General features: G+C 58.4%; 15 protein-coding genes, 2 tRNA genes and 1 rRNA gene. 9 read left to right on the top strand and 9 right to left on the bottom strand.

Translation table 11 applies throughout. The features are described 5' to 3' along the window. The 3 genes from rrf to dkgB all read left to right on the top strand — a co-directional run. Nucleotides 1-85: ribosomal RNA gene (rrf, locus tag HWW83_RS25860) — 5S ribosomal RNA — on the top strand; the annotation flags it as partial. 94 nt (nucleotides 86-179) lie between these two features. After that, nucleotides 180-256: transfer RNA gene (locus tag HWW83_RS16795), tRNA-Asp, on the top strand. A gap of 213 nt (nucleotides 257-469) precedes the next feature. Beyond that, nucleotides 470-1,273, top strand: a complete 804-nt coding sequence (gene dkgB, locus HWW83_RS16790; RefSeq protein ID WP_033650993.1) for a 2,5-didehydrogluconate reductase DkgB — start codon at nucleotides 470-472, stop codon at nucleotides 1,271-1,273. 47 nt (nucleotides 1,274-1,320) lie between these two features. On the opposite strand, the gene yafC is transcribed toward dkgB, so the two are convergent. After that, on the bottom strand, nucleotides 1,321-2,208 hold the full coding sequence (gene yafC, locus HWW83_RS16785) for a DNA-binding transcriptional regulator YafC (RefSeq protein ID WP_004930183.1): 888 nt from the start codon (nucleotides 2,206-2,208) through the stop codon (nucleotides 1,321-1,323). Between the two features lie 105 nt (nucleotides 2,209-2,313). Between yafC and HWW83_RS16780 the strand changes: the two genes are divergently transcribed. Together HWW83_RS16780 and HWW83_RS16775 are read left to right on the top strand one after the other, a co-directional pair. Then, nucleotides 2,314-3,489, top strand: a complete 1,176-nt coding sequence (locus tag HWW83_RS16780; RefSeq protein ID WP_176589439.1) for an MFS transporter — start codon at nucleotides 2,314-2,316, stop codon at nucleotides 3,487-3,489. Nucleotides 3,490-3,730: 241 nt separating this feature from the next. Next, complete coding sequence (locus tag HWW83_RS16775; RefSeq protein WP_025160092.1) at nucleotides 3,731-4,525, top strand: endonuclease/exonuclease/phosphatase family protein; 795 nt, start codon at nucleotides 3,731-3,733, stop codon at nucleotides 4,523-4,525. A 52-nt stretch (nucleotides 4,526-4,577) separates the two neighbouring features. Here HWW83_RS16775 and mltD read toward each other — a convergent pair whose 3' ends face one another. Then, on the bottom strand, nucleotides 4,578-5,960 hold the full coding sequence (gene mltD, locus HWW83_RS16770; protein WP_033650995.1) for a murein transglycosylase D: 1,383 nt from the start codon (nucleotides 5,958-5,960) through the stop codon (nucleotides 4,578-4,580). Nucleotides 5,961-6,031: 71 nt separating this feature from the next. Beyond that, a complete protein-coding gene (gloB, locus tag HWW83_RS16765; protein WP_046688269.1) occupies nucleotides 6,032-6,787 on the bottom strand; it encodes a hydroxyacylglutathione hydrolase in 756 nt (251 codons plus the stop codon). A gap of 44 nt (nucleotides 6,788-6,831) precedes the next feature. On the opposite strand from gloB, the gene HWW83_RS16760 reads away from it, so the two are divergent. Beyond that, on the top strand, nucleotides 6,832-7,551 hold the full coding sequence (locus tag HWW83_RS16760) for a class I SAM-dependent methyltransferase (protein WP_033641943.1): 720 nt from the start codon (nucleotides 6,832-6,834) through the stop codon (nucleotides 7,549-7,551). On the opposite strand, the gene rnhA is transcribed toward HWW83_RS16760, so the two are convergent. Beyond that, nucleotides 7,548-8,015: a ribonuclease HI gene (gene rnhA, locus HWW83_RS16755; protein ID WP_033641944.1), complete on the bottom strand. Its 468-nt coding sequence runs from the start codon at nucleotides 8,013-8,015 to the stop codon at nucleotides 7,548-7,550. The two genes, HWW83_RS16760 and rnhA, sit on opposite strands and share 4 nt — an antisense overlap. A gap of 72 nt (nucleotides 8,016-8,087) precedes the next feature. Here rnhA and dnaQ point away from each other — a divergent pair, with 72 nt between their 5' ends. Next, the gene (gene dnaQ, locus HWW83_RS16750) at nucleotides 8,088-8,831 is read left to right on the top strand and encodes a DNA polymerase III subunit epsilon (protein ID WP_033641945.1); all 744 of its coding nucleotides are present in this window, start codon (nucleotides 8,088-8,090) and stop codon (nucleotides 8,829-8,831) included. A gap of 144 nt (nucleotides 8,832-8,975) precedes the next feature. Continuing rightward, nucleotides 8,976-9,052, top strand: a tRNA-Asp gene (locus HWW83_RS16745). A 105-nt stretch (nucleotides 9,053-9,157) separates the two neighbouring features. Here the strand turns inward: HWW83_RS16745 and HWW83_RS16740 are convergent. Beyond that, the gene (locus HWW83_RS16740) at nucleotides 9,158-11,398 is read right to left on the bottom strand and encodes a TonB-dependent siderophore receptor (RefSeq protein WP_042785643.1); all 2,241 of its coding nucleotides are present in this window, start codon (nucleotides 11,396-11,398) and stop codon (nucleotides 9,158-9,160) included. A gap of 229 nt (nucleotides 11,399-11,627) precedes the next feature. On the opposite strand from HWW83_RS16740, the gene HWW83_RS16735 reads away from it, so the two are divergent. Further along, nucleotides 11,628-12,506: a siderophore-interacting protein gene (locus HWW83_RS16735; RefSeq protein WP_060659927.1), complete on the top strand. Its 879-nt coding sequence runs from the start codon at nucleotides 11,628-11,630 to the stop codon at nucleotides 12,504-12,506. 48 nt (nucleotides 12,507-12,554) lie between these two features. Here HWW83_RS16735 and hpxZ read toward each other — a convergent pair whose 3' ends face one another. Genes hpxZ through HWW83_RS16715 form a run of 4 tightly spaced genes read right to left on the bottom strand, consistent with a single transcriptional unit; the run spans nucleotide 12,555 to nucleotide 16,141 of the window. After that, on the bottom strand, nucleotides 12,555-12,944 hold the full coding sequence (gene hpxZ, locus HWW83_RS16730; protein WP_033641948.1) for an oxalurate catabolism protein HpxZ: 390 nt from the start codon (nucleotides 12,942-12,944) through the stop codon (nucleotides 12,555-12,557). A 3-nt stretch (nucleotides 12,945-12,947) separates the two neighbouring features. Then, nucleotides 12,948-14,342 (bottom strand): AtzE family amidohydrolase, encoded by a 1,395-nt coding sequence (locus tag HWW83_RS16725; protein ID WP_033650999.1) that lies wholly within the window; start codon nucleotides 14,340-14,342, stop codon nucleotides 12,948-12,950. Further along, nucleotides 14,339-14,530, bottom strand: a complete 192-nt coding sequence (gene hpxX / locus HWW83_RS16720; RefSeq protein ID WP_033651000.1) for an oxalurate catabolism protein HpxX — start codon at nucleotides 14,528-14,530, stop codon at nucleotides 14,339-14,341. Before hpxX ends, HWW83_RS16725 begins: the two co-directional genes overlap by 4 nt. A gap of 24 nt (nucleotides 14,531-14,554) precedes the next feature. Then, complete coding sequence (locus HWW83_RS16715; RefSeq protein WP_149542533.1) at nucleotides 14,555-16,141, bottom strand: gamma-glutamyltransferase family protein; 1,587 nt, start codon at nucleotides 16,139-16,141, stop codon at nucleotides 14,555-14,557. Nucleotides 16,142-16,255 lie beyond the last annotated feature (114 nt).

Genomic DNA, 16,255 nt, shown 5'->3' with positions numbered 1-16,255 from the left:
ACCCCATGCCGAACTCAGAAGTGAAACGCCGTAGCGCCGATGGTAGTGTGGGGTCTCCCCATGCGAGAGTAGGACACTGCCAGGCATCAAATAAACGTTATCAGTGTGACGACTGGTAATGCGCAAGTCGCAAAGCGCGATATTGCCGGTATCGAAAGATACAACGTAAAAGAATCGGTGGAGCGGTAGTTCAGTTGGTTAGAATACCTGCCTGTCACGCAGGGGGTCGCGGGTTCGAGCCCCGTCCGTTCCGCCACTTAATTGATAAGCCCTGAGTCTCTGACTCAGGGCTTTTTCATATCTATATTTTGCGCTTTTCAGGCCGGAATTGTCCTTCTTTACCGCCTTATCTCCCGATATTGTTGCCTTTAGATCAAAAGTCTTATGCCGAACCAGGCGTTTTTGATCAATAAAAAAGTTGCCATAATCTTCCTCATACCACATTTACCCGTTAATGAGAGAAAACATTATGAGCATCCCTGCATTTGGTTTAGGTACTTTCCGCCTTCAGGATCAGGTTGTTATCGATTCTGTCAGCACCGCACTTGAGCTGGGCTACCGTACTATCGATACCGCACAGATCTATGAAAACGAAGCGGCTGTTGGCCAGGCTATCGCTGCCAGCGGCGTGAAACGTGAAGATCTGTTCATCACCACCAAGATTTGGATCGCGAACCTGGCGAAAGGCGCGCTGATCCCAAGCCTGCAAGAAAGCCTGAAAAAACTGCAAACGTCCTACGTTGATCTGACGTTGATCCACTGGCCGTCACCCCACGACGAAGTGCCGGTTGCCGAATTTATGGCTGAGCTGCTGGAAGCGAAAAAGCTGGGGCTGACCCGTCAAATTGGCGTATCTAACTTCACCATCGATTTGATGCAGCAAGCGATTGACGCGATTGGCGCCGATGAAATCGCCACCAACCAAATCGAGCTGTCACCGTTCTTGCAGAACCGCAAGGTGGTCGAATTTGCACAGCAGCACGGCATCGCCATCACCTCTTACATGACGTTGGCCTACGGCAAAGCGCTGCAGGATGAAACGATCAAAAGCATCGCTGCTCGTCACAATGCGACCCCAGCACAGGTGGTCCTGGCTTGGGCATTGAAGCTGGGTTATGCGGTGATCCCTTCCTCGACCAAGCGTGAAAACCTGGCGAGCAACCTATTGGCACAGCAACTGACGCTGACCGACGAAGATATGGCGCAGATCGCCGCACTGGAGTGCAACGGCCGTCTGGTTAGTCCGGAAGGCCTGGCGCCAAACTGGGATTAATCATTCCTCGCAGTAGTCAGCATAAGGCGTCCATCGGGGCGCCTTTTTTATCGTTTCAGGTATTCACTCACAAAATCAATAAAGCTGCGCAGACGGTTGCTGACGGCGCTGTCGCTGTAGTAAACCGCGTTGATCGGCATGGCGACCGGCAGTGTCGCTTCCACCAGAATCGGGACCAAATCTCCACGTTTGATATCTTCGTCGCTCATAAAGTCGGACAGGCAGGCGATACCGTTGCCATGCAGACAGAGATGGCGCTGGGTTTCTCCACTATTGGTGGTCAAACCGGGGGTGATTTCCAACTGGCTGCCATCTGAACAAGCCAGTGGCCAACGGTTCAAGCTGGGCAGGTCGTTGAAACCGATACAGCAGTGATGTGCAAGATCTTCTACCGTTAGCGGCGTGCCGTGCTGAGCCAGATAAGCGGGGGAGGCGAGCACATGTCGGTAGCTGGTCATCAGTTTGCGTGCTTTCAGCGTAGAATCGGTCAGCTCGCCTACGCGGATCGCGATATCCACTTTTCGCTCGATCAGATTGATAAAGTTTTCCGAAGACACCAGCGATAACGACATTTCTGGATAACGTTCGCGGAACTCGGCCACTAAAGGCGTCAGCATATGCAGCACCACCGGCGTTGCCGCATCGACGCGCAGCAGGCCTTGCGGGCGCTGGCGGCTTTCCATCAGCGCATTTTCCGCCGCGGCCATGTCGTTCAGTACCTTCTGCACCTGGCGAAAGTAATTCTCTCCTTCCTGAGTCAGGCTGATTTGGCGCGTGGTGCGGTTGAGCAACGTTACGCCCAGTTTGCTTTCCAGTTTTTTCACCGTTCGGCTGACTACGGAGTTCGCTTGTTCCAGGCGTTCGGCCGCCCGGCTGAAGCTGCCGCTTTCTACGACGGTGACAAAGGTGATCAACTCGTCAGAGTTTGCTTTCATTTTTGCTCCGATAGCAAAGTTAATTTGAAATTTTGAGCATTTTTATCATTTAAGCATAGGCCGATAATAGCCGTCATCAACTTGAATGCTATTTTGGAGTAAAAAATGCCACTCGCATTACTTGCCTTAACCATCAGCGCTTTTGCTATCGGCACGACCGAGTTCGTGATTGTCGGGTTGATCCCGACTATCGCGGAGCAGCTTAGGGTGACCGTACCGTCCGCTGGATTGCTGGTGACTATCTATGCCCTCGGCGTGGCCATTGGCGCGCCGGTGCTGACGGCCCTGACCAGCCGCATACCGCGCAAACTGCTGCTGGTTGGCCTGATGGTGCTGTTCACTCTCGGCAACCTGCTGGCCTGGCAGTCACCCAGCTATGAATCGCTGGTAGTGGCTCGGTTGTTGACCGGCCTGGCGCACGGCGTGTTCTTCTCTATCGGCTCCACTATCGCCACTAGCCTGGTGGCGAAAGAGAAGGCGGCCTCCGCCATCGCCATCATGTTTGGTGGCCTGACGGTGGCGTTGGTGACCGGCGTACCGCTGGGGACGTTCATCGGCCAGCAGTTTGGCTGGCGTGAGACCTTCCTGGCCGTTTCTCTGATTGGCGCTGTCGCCACGCTGGCCAGCGTTATTCTGGTACCGAGCAATATCAAGAACCAGGGCAGCGCCGGCGTGCGGGAACAGCTGAAAGTGCTGACTCATCCTCGTCTGCTGCTGATTTACGCGATTACCGCATTGGGATACGGCGGGGTCTTCACGACCTTTACCTTCCTTGCGCCGATGATGCAGGAACTGGCCGGCTTCTCTGCTCCGACCGTGAGCTGGATACTATTGGCTTATGGCGTCGCGGTGGCGGTGGGTAACATCTGGGGAGGCAAGCTGGCCGATCGTCATGGGGCCGTGCGTGCGCTGAGCTTTATCTTTGCCGCGCTGGCCATTTTGTTGCTGGTGTTCCAGTTTACCGCCAGCCACAGTATTGCCGCGTTGCTGACGGTGATTGTGATGGGCGTGTTCGCTTTCGGCAACGTGCCGGGGCTGCAGGTGTATGTGGTGCAGAAAGCCGCGCAATACACGCCAAATGCGGTGGATGTGGCGTCCGGTCTCAACATCGCGGCGTTCAACATCGGCATTGCGCTCGGCTCGGTGATTGGCGGCCAGACCGTTGCCTCACTGGGGCTGGCGCAGACCCCCTGGATTGGCGCGTTGATCGTGGTGGTTGCATTGTTACTGGTTAGCTTCAGCGGTCGCCTGGATAAAAAGTCTCAGCTGCAAACGGCTTAATACGTAAAACTCTTGCTGCCTGGCCCGCATTTTGCGGGCCTTTTCGCATTTTTCACCTATTACCCCTCACCTTTACACAGCTATACCGTCAGAAGATTGAAATCGCTGCAGGCGGCCCCTATAACTGAAAAGGTGATGCCCGCAAAAGCCATGCCCTCTATGCAGGGTAGGCGTATAATCAATTCATCGTTGGCGAGTGTTCATCGCCAGTTTTCATGTTAATGGGTAATAGGCGAATCGCGTGCCGAAACGAACTTATGCAATGAGGTATGTTGCAGGTCAGCCAGTTGAGCGAATCTTTCCTGGTGCCGTTAACCAGCCGTTGCCGCCAGGGGCGGCGCTGCCGACGACCGGCGCCCTGCGCGTCATGGTATGGAATATTTTCAAACAGCAGCGAGCCGACTGGCTTTCGGTGCTGAAGAACCATGGCAAAGACGCGCAGCTGGTATTGTTGCAAGAGGCGCAAACCACGCCAGAGTTGGTGAGCTACGCTACCGCCAACTATCTGGCGGCCGATCAGGTGCCGGCCTTTGTGCTGCCGCAGCACCCTTCCGGCGTGATGACGCTGGCTGCCGCTCATCCTGTTTACTGTTGCCCGCTGCGTGAGCGGGAGCCGCTGCTGCGGCTTTCCAAGTCGGCTCTGATCACCGTTTATCCGCTGTACAACGGCGAGCTGTTGATGGTGGTGAACATCCATGCGGTGAACTTTAGCCTAGGCGTCGACGTCTACAGCAAGCAGTTGGGGCCGATAGGCGAACAGATCGCCAGTCACCGGGGGCCGGTGATTATGGCAGGGGATTTCAACGCCTGGAGCCGCAAGCGCATCAATGCGCTGTATGACTTTGCCGGAGAGATGGCGCTGCGCGAGGTGAGTTTCACCGACGACCATCGCCGCAAGGCCTTCGGTCGTCCACTGGATTTCGTATTTTACCGCAATCTGGGAGTGGTGGAGGCGTCGGTGCTGGTGACCAGCGCGTCGGATCACAACCCGCTGTTGGTGGAGTTTCATCCGGAGAAAGACTCGCCGGTATGGTGAATCGCAGCTAATAAAAAAGCACCCCGAAGGGTGCTTTTTTTGTGCCGAACATTTAAGTATCCGGCGTCATCTTGTTGCCGACAAACAGGGTCAGCTTCAGACCTGGCTGCAGGTTGCCTTTGGCGAGCGTTGAATTCCAACGCATCACGTCGTTAATATCGACGCCGTGACGACGTGCGATACTGGCGAGCGAATCACCTTTACGAACCTGGTAGGTGATACTGCTGTTACTGCCAGTATTGCTGGCCACTTGCAGGGTTTGCCCAACTTTTAAGGCGCTCTTGGCGCGTAAGTTGTTCCAACTCTGCAAATCGCTGGTCTTAACGTTCAGCCGCTTGGCTATGGCCGATAAGGTGTCGCCGGAGCGCACTTTATACGAACTGCCACCGGACAAACCGCTGTTCTTCGCCAACTGCGTCGTTGGCTGAGTCACGGCGATCTGGCCATCGGCCAGCGAGTCTTTCAGCTGATCGGCATGCCCTTTGGGAACCATGATGTAATGGGGCCCGTTGGGTGCCGTAACGCCTTTTTTGTAGCCTGGGTTATACGCTTTCATCTTGGTGACTGAAAGCCCAGCCATCTCAGCCGCCTGAGTCAGCTGGATCTGCTGCCCGACATCGATACGAGCCAGCGCACGGGTTTCATCCGTTTTCGGGAGTTTCACGCCGTACTTCTTGCTGTTCTTGATGATGTCGCTCAGCGCCAGCATTTTCGGGACATAGATTGACGTTTCACGCGGAAGCGACAATGCCCAGAAATTGGTTGGCTTACCCTGGCGTTTGTTTGCCTTCACCGCTTGCATCACGCGGCCTTCACCACTGTTATAGGCGGCTACGGTCAGTAACCAGTCGCCGTTAAACATGCGGTTCAAGCGCTGCATCATGTTAAGCGCAGCGGTTGTCGAGGCGACGACATCGCGTCGACCGTCATACCACTGATTGTTTTTCAAACCATAATTGCGACCCGTTTGCGGCACGATTTGCCATAGCCCTGCGGCGTTGGCACTTGACGTGGCGTGTGGGTCAAAAGCGCTCTCCACTATGGGTAGCAGTACCAGTTCCATCGGCATATTACGTTTCTTAATCTGCCCGACTATCCAGTACATGTACGGCTCTGCCCGTAATGTTACATCGTGGAGATAGCTCTTACTTTTTAAGTACTTTCTTTTCTGATCACGGATCCGGGAATTTTCCGGAACCTCCATCTTCAGCTCGTCGCTAATGAAGTTCCACAGGTCCTGTTGCGCGGCGGGACTGTTGTTATCCAACCACCGCGCCGAGCTCGCTCGGCCATTTCCTGTGTACTCTCCTGCTTCACCATCTTGACCAGCCGAAGACAAACTCTGTGCATGCTGTTCTGGCGCCGGTGCGTCCTGCCTGGACGACTGGCAACCCACTAGCAAGACCGAGGCGAGAAATATCGCTTTAGCCTTCATGTGTGTGTCAATGTAGTTGCTTAAAAGACGAGCAATAATACTTTGCTTCGCCAAATAACACAACTAAAAGCTTAGAAGTTATCTTTCCGCAGGCGTAATTCAGAAAAAACTGAATGAAGGCTTTCCGGTGGTGAATTAAAGCCTAATTTCTTTTGTAAATCAGTGTCATGGCAACGTAAAAACAGGTTAATTTTGCGCTCTAATTGCAACGTGGTCGGCACGCTAGCTTGGCCTTTTGCCCTTAACGCTTCAACATGTTGTTGATATGTTTCAATCTCTCGATCTTCCGGCAAAATAGCCCGCGCAAACTTAAGATTTGAAAGAGTATATTCATGCGCGCAGCAAATTAAGGTGTTATCGGGAAGTTGCGCGAGTTGTTGAAATGAGTCGTACATTTGTTTTGCGGTGCCTTCAAACAGCCTGCCGCAGCCGGCGGAGAAAATGGTGTCGCCGCAGAACAGATAAGGGGCACTATAGAATGCCACATGGCCCAGCGTATGGCCGGGAACGGCGATAGTCCTGTATTGGCGGCCATCGATATCAAAGGTGTCGCCGTCGTGGACGACGTGGTTGGCGCCTTTGCCAGCGGTTTCCTGCGGCCCGTAGACCGCCAGGCCCGGGTATTGTGAGACAATCTGCGCCACGCCACCGACGTGATCGTGGTGGTGGTGGGTCAGCAGGATCGCCGACGGCGCCAGCTGCAGGCGCTGCAGCGCCTCGAGCACCGGCCGCGCTTCACCCGGATCGACGATAATGCAGCGCCCCTGCCGGTCATCCAATAACCAAATGTAATTGTCCTGGAAGGCGGGAATGCTGATAAGATTCATGGTGTACCTCTCGTTGGCAACGGCTTGAAAGAAGATAATAAATCATGAAACCAGCCCATACTCTACAAAAGCTCACCGGCCCGCAGTCCTGGGCTGAGCTGCCGTGGGGGGAGTACTATCGTGAAGCGCTCGAGCGGCAGTTGCAACCCTGGTGGCCCAAGCTGTTCGGTTTCCATCTGCTGAAGATGGGCATGCTCAGCGCCGAGTTGGCCACGGATAAATGCGCAATCTCCCACCAGGTCAACGTAGGGCTGGAGGGGGAAGGGCTGCAGGTGATCGCCGACGCCTATCAACTGCCGTTCGCCGCCAAATCGGTGGATGCCTGCCTGTTGGCGCATACGCTGTCCTACGCGGACGATCCGCATCGCATGCTGCGTGAGGTGGATAGGGTGTTGATCGACGATGGCTGGCTGGTTGTCAGCAGCTTCAATCCGTTCAGCCTGCTGGGATTGGGCAAGCTGGTGCCCGGATTGCGTCATCGTCAGCCCTATGTCAGCCGCATGTTTACCCAGATGCGGTTGTTGGATTGGCTCAGCCTGCTGAATTACGAGGTGTTGCACCAGGCGCGTTTTCACGTGCTGCCGTGGCACCGCAAGGGCGGCAAGTTTTTATGCACCCATTTGCCGGCGCTGGGCTGCATGAGCGTGATTGTGGCGCGCAAGCGCACCTTGCCGCTGACGCCCACGCCGATGAAACTGGGGGCGAGAAAGCCGTCTCTCAGCCGCGCGGTGGGCGCGACCAAGAGTTATCGCAAGCTGCCTTAGGCTTCCGGTTGGTAGCCGACGTCATCTTGCGTCGGTTTACCCGCCGCCTCGCGCGCCAGCTCGTCGCAGCGTTCGTTCTCCGGGTGGCCGGCGTGGCCCTTGACCCACTCCCATTTAACGGTGTGGCGCTGAATGGCCTGATCCAGCCGCTGCCACAGATCGACATTCTTGACCGGTTTTTTGTCGGCGGTTTTCCAACCGCGTTTCTTCCAGTTATGGATCCAGCTGGTAATGCCCTGGCGCACGTACTGGCTGTCGGTGCTGAGCGTCACGGCGCAAGGCACCGTCAGCGCTTCCAGCGCCACGATCGCCGCCATCATTTCCATGCGGTTATTGGTGGTCAGACGAAATCCTTCGCTGAAGGTTTTTTCCGTCTGCTTATAGCGCAGTATCGCGCCGTAACCACCGGGGCCAGGGTTGCCAAGGCAGGAGCCGTCGGTGAAAATTTCTACCTGTTTGAGCATCTCTGGTAGACTCTTCCTATCAGTTTTATAAAAGCCAAGTCTGACATAAACGAGCGCTGTGAGCACTGCAATATGATCTCTACAACCACCAGACAGATTGTCCTCGATACCGAAACCACCGGTATGAACAAGCTTGGGGTGCACTACGAAGGGCACCGCATTATCGAAATCGGTGCGGTGGAAGTGATTAACCGCCGCCTGACCGGGCGCAATTTCCACGTATACATCAAGCCGGATCGGCTGGTGGATCCGGAAGCGTACGGCGTACACGGCATCAGCGACGACTTCCTGGCCGACAAACCGACCTTCGATCAGGTTGCCGACGAATTCCTCGACTTTATCCGCGGCGGCGAGCTGGTGATCCATAACGCGGCGTTCGATATCGGCTTTATGGATCACGAATTCCGCATGCTGCAGCAGGGGATCCCGAAGACCGAGACCTTCTGCACCATCACCGACAGCCTGATGATGGCGCGCCGCCTGTTCCCGGGCAAGCGCAACAACCTCGATGCCTTGTGCAGCCGCTATGAGATAGACAACAGCAAGCGTACGCTGCACGGCGCATTGCTCGATGCCGAGATCCTGGCGGAAGTCTATCTGGCGATGACCGGCGGTCAGACGTCGATAGCGTTCCAAATGGAAGGCGACACCCAGCAAAACGATGCCGCGCAAGAAATACAGCGTATCGTCCGCCCGGCTACGGCGATGAAAGTGGTCTACGCCAGCGACGAAGAAATAAAGGCGCACGAGGCGCGTCTGGATCTGGTGGCGAAGAAGGGCGGCAGCTGCCTGTGGCGCGGGGCGCCGGCGGAATAACGGCGTTTTTGCACGAAAAAAACGCACCGGGCGACCCTTCGTTGAAAAACTGTGCAAACGGTTCATTTGCGGAGAAAAAGGCGTTGACGGAACCGAGAGGCGTCCGTAATATGCGCCTCGTTCCCCCGCAAGAGGGAATGGCGCGGAGCGGTAGTTCAGTTGGTTAGAATACCTGCCTGTCACGCAGGGGGTCGCGGGTTCGAGCCCCGTCCGTTCCGCCACTATTCAGAAGCCCTGAGTTAGCGATAACTCAGGGCTTCGTCGTTTCCGTTCTCGGCAAAACGCTGCGGCCCAGAGAACGGGGCCGGCAGACCGGCCCCTTATCCTCAGAACAACACCGAGTAATTCAAGCCGAAGGTGCGTCCGCGGCCTTTATAGCTGTACAGCTCAGGCGAGCCGTAGGTCGGGCTGTACAGGATCGGCGCGCGTTGGCCCCAAACGGTGGTGTACTCCTTGTCCAACAGGTTTTCCACGCTGAAGCTGACTTTCCCCACCGGCAGGGCATAGCTGCCCAGGAAATCGAGGGTGTTGTAGCCATCTATTTTGCGGCCTTGGGTGGAGTTGGCCTTGGTATAATCGCCGTCGTCCGACACGTCGAAGGTTTGCTGCGACTGCAAGCGCAGATTCCAGTCGCCCGGCGCCCAGCCGACGTAAGCGGTGACTTTCGATGGGCTGGCGGTATCGACCACCAGCTTCTTCCATTCGCCGTTGACCTTGGTTTCAGAACGGATGAAGTTGAAGTTGGTGCCGGCGCTCCAGTCGCTGTCTTCGAAGAAGTAGTCCACCGCACCTTCCAGCCCATAGATGCGCCGCTTGTCCGCATTGACGTTAATGGTCATGTCGGTTTTGTTGATGGCGATGCTCTTGTCGGACAACGAGTAGTAGGCGGCGATTTGCGTGCGCAGGTTATCGCCGGTATAGCGCCAGCCCAGCTCGTAGGCGTTGACCTTGATGCCTTCCAGCTTGGAATCGCCGACGTTGACGCTCTTCAGCAACTGGTAATGGCCGCCGTTCAACGCGTAGGTGCCGTTGCCGTAATATTTGCCCGGATCCGGGATCTCGAAGCCCTGAGAGAAGTTGAACCAGGTTTGCTGACGCTCGGTCAAGTGCGCCAACAGACCGGCGTTGAACAGCGCATTGTTGTAGTCGGTTTTCCCTCCCGGGATGGCGTCGGCGGAGGCGGCGGCGCCGGTGGCGATCGCCTGCTGCTGGTTATAGCCGACGAAGTCGTCGATCTTGTTTTCGGTGTACTGGTAACGCACGCCGCCGCTCAGGGTGAAGATGGGATTGATGTCGTAACTGGCCTGCAGGAACGACGCCAGGTTGCTGGTGGTATAGCTCGGGTAGCGGCCGGTGCCGTAAGCGTTCTCCAGCGTCATGCCGCCGGACTGTTGGGCCTTCGCCAGGTTGAAGAACTGCTGGTTGGCGTTGAAGCTTTCATGCTCGGCGTCGATGCCGTAAGTCAGCGTCAGCGCGTCGACAGGTTTGCTGTTTAACGTCAGTTTGCCGCCGTAAAAATCGGTTTTTTGCTGCGAAGCGCCAATGCTGCTGACGTAATAGTTCGGCGCTTTGCCCGCCAGCGTTGGGAAGGGGTAGAAGGTCAACGTTTCGTCGCGGTAGTAGACCTGCGCCACCAGATCCTGGCCGAGGAAATCGGTGTTGGAATATTGCAGGTTGATCAGGTGGCGCTCGGTGCCGGGGATGCGATCGGAGTTTAAGTTACCGCTGTTGTACGCCTTGGCGTTGCCGGTCACCGCCGCGAAGTTTTCCCCCAGAAACAGGCCGTGATCGCCGTCGGACTGGCTTTTGTAGTATTGGGTGGTCAGCTGCAGCTGTTGATGATCGTCGATGTTGAGGGTGCCGGTGCCCATCACATCGAGGCGATTGGAATACTGCAGGCCGGTTTGAGTATTGTCGATCAGCACCTCGTTGCCTTTGCCGTCGTACCAGCCGCCGTAACGCTGGTAAGAAACGGACAGCCGCCCCGAGGCGTTGTCGTTGCCGCCGCTGACCGCCGCCGCCACGTTCTCGTCGTGATCGTTATGGCCGCCGAAGCCGGTTTTGCCGCCGACCTGCAATTCGACCTGCTGCTCTTTCTGTCCTTTCTTGGTCACGATATTGATCAGGCCGCCGGTGCTGCCGCCGCCGTACAGCGCGGTCGCGCCGGAAATCACCTCAATATGGTCGATATTGAACGGGTCGATCGAATCCAACTGGCGGCTGTCGCTGCGCGACGAGTTCAGGCGTACGCCGTCGATCATCACCATCATCGAACGGCCGCGCATATTCATGCCATAGTTGGTGCGGCCCTGGCCGCTGACGTCCATGCCGGGGATCAGCTGAGCCAACATGTCCTTGATCTCTTTGCCGCCCTGGACCTGCTGTTCGATCTCCTGACTTTCGATCACCCATGTCGTCTGCGCCATTTCCGCCGCGCTGCGGTGCGAACGGCTGGCGGAGACGACCACCTGCTCTTCGCTGCCGTTTTTCTGATCTTCTGCCCAGGCCGCCGGCGCAAGCAACGCCAGCAGACATGGGTTTAATACCCAAAGAGGTTTGCGTTTCATCGTTATTTCCCAGGTGATATTGTCGTTACGTTGTTTTTTGAGAATGCTTCTTTTATCAATAACGTTTCTTGTTATCAATAAAATCATGATATGATTTTTTGCTATGCATTAACGTAATTAATTAGTTTTATTAACATTTATCCGCTGCGCGATCGCGCGGCCACGCCGCCAACACGGCAGCCGATCGGTCATACGTAAAAGCGACAGCCGTTGCCGGAGAGTCGAGAACATGTCCGCCAGCTACAGAATTTTTGATATCACCCTGAAAAGCAAAACGCTGATTTCGCCCTCGCTGCTGCGCTGCGTGTTTGAAGGTGCGGATGTTCATCGCATGAAGCTGGAAGCGCCTGACCAGCGCATCAAACTGCTGTTCCCGGCGGCGGACGGCAAGATCACGCCGTTGGCCAACGGCCCGGACTGGTACGGCGATTACATGGCGCTCCCCAAAGAACAGCGTCCGGTAATGCGCACCTATACGCTGCGTGCGCTGCGCCGCGAGCAGAATCAGATGGACGTCGAGTTCGTGCTGCATGGCGTGAACGGCCCGGCTTCAGCCTGGGCGACCCATGCCGAACCCGGAGACACGATTCAAACGGTCGCCCCCAACGGTGACTTCGACGGCGACAGCGGCGGTTACGAATGGGCGCCGCCGGCGCAGTTGCAACAGGCGTTGCTGATCGCCGATGAGACGGCGGTGCCGGCGGCGATGGCGATTCTGGAACAGCTGGCGCAGCAGGCCAATCCGCCGCGGGTGCAGGCGTTTTTCGAGGTGCCGGTGGCGGCGGATTGCCTGGATTTGGCGCATTTCCCGTTCGCCGACGTTTATTGGCTGCCGCGCGACGTCGGCCGCCAGCTGGCGCACGGCACGCTGCTGGTGGAAGCGGTGCGCCAGCGGGTGGATATCCCCGCATCGGCCTGTGCGCAAGCGCAGTCCCTGGCGGAAAGCAGCCTGAGCGATGAGGTGTTGTGGGAGCGGGCGGCCGGCAGCAACGCTTTCTATGTCTGGGTAGCGGCCGAGTCTTCCGCGGTGAAAACGCTGCGGCGTTACCTGATTGGCGAACGCGATCTGGATCGCTCCACCGTTAACTTCATGGCCTATTGGTGCTGAGTCGGCCGCCGCCGTGCGCCTTCATCATGGGCTCTACCGCCTGGAGGCCTAAGGCGCGTCGAGCAGGCTGACGTGCGCCGCTACGATGCGCCAGCCACAGGGCAGCTTGACCCAGGTTTGCATTTGCCGCCCCCTGCGGTTGCTGCCCGGCCGATGAAATTCCGTGCTGGCCACCGCCATATCTTCACCAAAAGTCGTGATTTGGGTGTTTTCCAACAGCCGCTCCAGTCCGTTGGCCGGGCGCCGTTGACGAAAATCGCGGATTTCGTCGATACCGTAGAGGCTTTCGGTGGCGCCATAGCGCACCGTGCGCGCGTCGTGCCAGAACAACTCGTCCAGCACATCGATGTCATTGCTGATTAACGCCTGCTCATAGCGGTAAAAGGCGGCGTTGACCTCCGCCAGCACCGCCGGCCGATCGATATGTTCACTGTTCATTGATTACTCCTGTTTGCAGACGCAAGTGGCGATGCCGGCGCATTCCAGCGCATAGGCGGCGCGCAGCGCCAAATCTTCGCGCCACGGCGGGGCGATCAGTTGCAGGCCGATCGGCAGACCGGATGCGCTTTTCAAAGGAACCGTCACGACCGGCAGGCCAAGGAAGGAAATCGGCTGCGTCAGCATGCCCATACTGGCGCGGATCGGCAGATCGACGCCGTTGATGCGCATCGTTTCCTGGCCGATCGGCGTGGCGCTGCACGGCGTCGCCGGGGCGATCAAAATGTCCCAGTGCTTGAACAGCGGCGCGGCTTGCCGGCGAAACGCGTGACGAAAGCGCTGTGCCTGCAAATACCAGGTGGCGGGGAGCATGGCGCCGGCCAGCAGTCGTTCTCGCGACAGTGGCTCGAAGCGTTCGGGTTGGCTGCGCAACTGCGGCAGATAGCGATGGCCGCCCTCTGAGGCGCTGAGGATAAAGGCCGCCGATCGGGCCAGCTCGGCCTGCGGCAGCTCGACTTCGGCGCTGGCTGCCAGCGCTTGCGCCACCTGGTTGACTGCGGCTTTGGCGTCATCATTGCACCATTGCAGGAAATAGCCGCCTAACACGGCGCAGCGCAGGTTCTGGCTGCCCTGTGCCAGCAACGCTTCGGTGCGGGAAATCGGCCGATCGCTCTGGAACGGATCCTCGGCGTCGATGCCCTGCATCGCGTCATACACCGTCGCGAGATCGTGCACCCGGCGGGCGAACGGGCCGATGTGATCCAGGCTGTCGACAAACGGCTGGCTGCCGCTGCGCGAAAGACGGCCGAAGGTCGGTTTCAGACCATAAATGCCGCACAGCGAGGCGGGCACGCGTATTGAGCCATTGGTGTCGCTGCCGAGCGAAAAGGTCACCAGGCCGGCTGCCACCGCTGCGGCCGAGCCGCCCGAAGAGCCGCCGGCGATGCGCCCGAGGTCATGTGGGTTTCGGGTAGCGCCGTAATGGCTGTTCTCGGTGGTGAAACCGTAGGCGTAGGCGTCCATGTTCAACATGCCGCAAAGCAACGCGCCTTGATCCGCCAGCCGGGAGACGCCCCAGGCGTCGCGGCCGGCCGGTGGCCGATCGCTGAACAGGCGGGCGCCGGCCAGCGTGTTTTCACCGGCGACGTCGAACAGATTTTTTACCGCATAGGGAATGCCGGCCAAAGCGGGCAGCGTTTGCCCAAGCGCGCGCGAACGGTCAAGGCGATCGGCTTCTTTTTGCATGCGTTCCCGGGTGATGTGCGTAAAGGCGTTCAGCGCGGGATTCTGACGGTCGATGTGATCGAGCGTATGCCGGACGATCTCGCGCGCCGAGAGCGCGCCGCGTTCAAGGGCCGTACGGATCTCGGCGAGCGACAGGGCGCTTAAGGGATTCATGGGCGATATACCCCCGCGATTTCCTGGCGCGGATCCAGCGGGAAGGCCATCAGCGGTTCGGCCAGCGCGGCGATGCGTTCGATCTGTTTCAACAGTTCCCGGCGGCGGACATCGTCCAGTTCCACGGCCAGCACGGTTTCCATCTGGTGGATATAGGCCGCCCAATCGGCGGCGTGTTGATTGTTCATAAGCGATCCCGATAAATAAGAGAGTCAGAAGCCGGCGGCGCTGCCGTTGCTTCGCGGATCGAAAGCGCCTTCGAACATGCCGTTGGTGTGGCGTACGACGGCGCCGGCATGGCCGACCGTTTCGCTGAACGCCGGCAGCAGTTCAACGGCGTGGCCGCGCTGTCGCAGATAGTCGAGGGTCGCCGCGTTAAAGCGCCCCTCAAGCTTCAACGAGTCCGAACTTTCGCCCCAGGTTCGCCCCAGCAGCCAGCGCGGCGCGCTGATCGCCTGTTGCAGCGGCAGCCCTTGCACCACGTGCCGCACGAACAACGCCGCTTGAGTCTGCGGCTGGCCGTCACCGCCCATCGAGCCGTAGATCAGCGTGCGTCCGTCATACAGCCGGGCGGCGGCCGGGTTCAGCGTATGGAACGGCTGCTTGCCCGGCGCCAGCGCCAGCAGATGATCGGCGTCCAGGCTGAAAGAGGCGCCGCGGTTTTGCCACAGGACGCCGCTGTTCGGCAGTACCATGCCGCTGCCGAATTCGTGGTAGATGCTCTGAATGAAGGAGACCGCCAGCCCGCTGCTGTCCATCACCCCCATCCAGACCGTATCGCCGGGTCCTTTGCCCTGGCCCCAGTCGGCCGCTTTTTGGCCGTCGATGCGCCCGGCCAGCCTATCCAAATGGTCGGCCGCCAGCAGCGCCTGCGGATCCTGCGTCATGTGGCGCGGATCGGTGATGAAACGGTCGCGCAGATCGAACGCCAGCTTGGTGGCCTCGACCACGGCGTGCACCACGGCGCCTTCGCTCTGTCCGACCAGCGGCAGACGGTCGGTCAGCCCGAGGATGGCAAGCGACACCAGCCCTTGGGTCGGGGGAGCCAGATTGAATATTTCACCTTTTTGGTGTTCCAGGCGCAGCGGAGGACGGCGGCATGGCCGATAACTCGCCAGATCATGAGCGGTGAGCGGCATGCCCAACATCGCCATGTCCGCCGCCATGCTCTCAGCCAGCGGCCCGCGATAAAAACTGTCGAGCCCGTCCTCACTCAGTGCGATCAGCGTATCGGCCAGCTGCGGTTGGCAGAATCGTTGGCCGGCAAGCGGGATCTTTCCCTGCGGCAGGTAAATGCGGGCGAAGGGGGCGAACTCCTCCAGCTCGTGGCGTTTGCTGCGCGTCGCCGCCTCTTGGGAGGCGGTGACCGGAATGCCGTCGGCGGCGTAGCGTATGGCGTCGGCGAGCAACCGCGACAGCGGCAGCGGCGTTTCGCCCAGTTCGGCCGAATAGGCCAACGCCTCCTGCCAGCCGCCGACGGTGCCGGCCACGGTCAACGCCGCTTTTGGGCCGCGCTGCGGGATGCGGCTTTCTCCGGCGTACAGCGCCGGCGTCGCCAGCGAGCCGGCGGCGCCGCTGGCGTCGATGGTCAGCGGCTCGCCCTGCGGCGGCACGATCAGCCAGAAACCGTCACCGCCGATGCCGTTCATGTGCGGATAGACCACGGCGATGGTCGCGGCGGCGGCCACCATCGCCTCAATGGCGTTGCCGCCTTCGCGCAGCACCGCCAGCGCGCTTTCGCTGGCGAGATGGTGTGGCGTGACCGCCATGCCCTGTGGCGCGGTATTGCTGTTAATCATGTTTGTGCCCTTGTCTGAGGTGAGCGTTCGGGTAACAGAAGCAAGAGGCGTTCCACTTTTAATCAGGACGATTAATTGCTTGTCAGAGAGGGGCCGGGGCGTGCTATGTTCCGG

This window comes from Serratia ureilytica, assembly GCF_013375155.1.
Classification (GTDB): Bacteria; Pseudomonadota; Gammaproteobacteria; order Enterobacterales; family Enterobacteriaceae; genus Serratia; species Serratia ureilytica.
Note: the sequence above shows the minus strand (reverse complement) of the source record. Positions and strands in the feature narration are given on the sequence as shown.

Coding starts and splice junctions, on each gene's coding strand:
- rnhA (WP_033641944.1), bottom strand. CDS start 8,015: ATGCTCAAACAGGTAGAAATTTTCACCGACGGCTCCTGCCTTGGCAAC.
- dnaQ (WP_033641945.1), top strand. CDS start 8,088: ATGATCTCTACAACCACCAGACAGATTGTCCTCGATACCGAAACCACC.
- HWW83_RS16725 (WP_033650999.1), bottom strand. CDS start 14,342: ATGAATCCCTTAAGCGCCCTGTCGCTCGCCGAGATCCGTACGGCCCTT.
- hpxX (WP_033651000.1), bottom strand. CDS start 14,530: ATGAACAATCAACACGCCGCCGATTGGGCGGCCTATATCCACCAGATG.
- HWW83_RS16760 (WP_033641943.1), top strand. CDS start 6,832: ATGAAACCAGCCCATACTCTACAAAAGCTCACCGGCCCGCAGTCCTGG.
- HWW83_RS16780 (WP_176589439.1), top strand. CDS start 2,314: ATGCCACTCGCATTACTTGCCTTAACCATCAGCGCTTTTGCTATCGGC.
- mltD (WP_033650995.1), bottom strand. CDS start 5,960: ATGAAGGCTAAAGCGATATTTCTCGCCTCGGTCTTGCTAGTGGGTTGC.
- hpxZ (WP_033641948.1), bottom strand. CDS start 12,944: ATGAACAGTGAACATATCGATCGGCCGGCGGTGCTGGCGGAGGTCAAC.
- yafC (WP_004930183.1), bottom strand. CDS start 2,208: ATGAAAGCAAACTCTGACGAGTTGATCACCTTTGTCACCGTCGTAGAA.
- HWW83_RS16740 (WP_042785643.1), bottom strand. CDS start 11,398: ATGAAACGCAAACCTCTTTGGGTATTAAACCCATGTCTGCTGGCGTTG.
- HWW83_RS16715 (WP_149542533.1), bottom strand. CDS start 16,141: ATGATTAACAGCAATACCGCGCCACAGGGCATGGCGGTCACGCCACAC.
- HWW83_RS16735 (WP_060659927.1), top strand. CDS start 11,628: ATGTCCGCCAGCTACAGAATTTTTGATATCACCCTGAAAAGCAAAACG.
- dkgB (WP_033650993.1), top strand. CDS start 470: ATGAGCATCCCTGCATTTGGTTTAGGTACTTTCCGCCTTCAGGATCAG.
- gloB (WP_046688269.1), bottom strand. CDS start 6,787: ATGAATCTTATCAGCATTCCCGCCTTCCAGGACAATTACATTTGGTTA.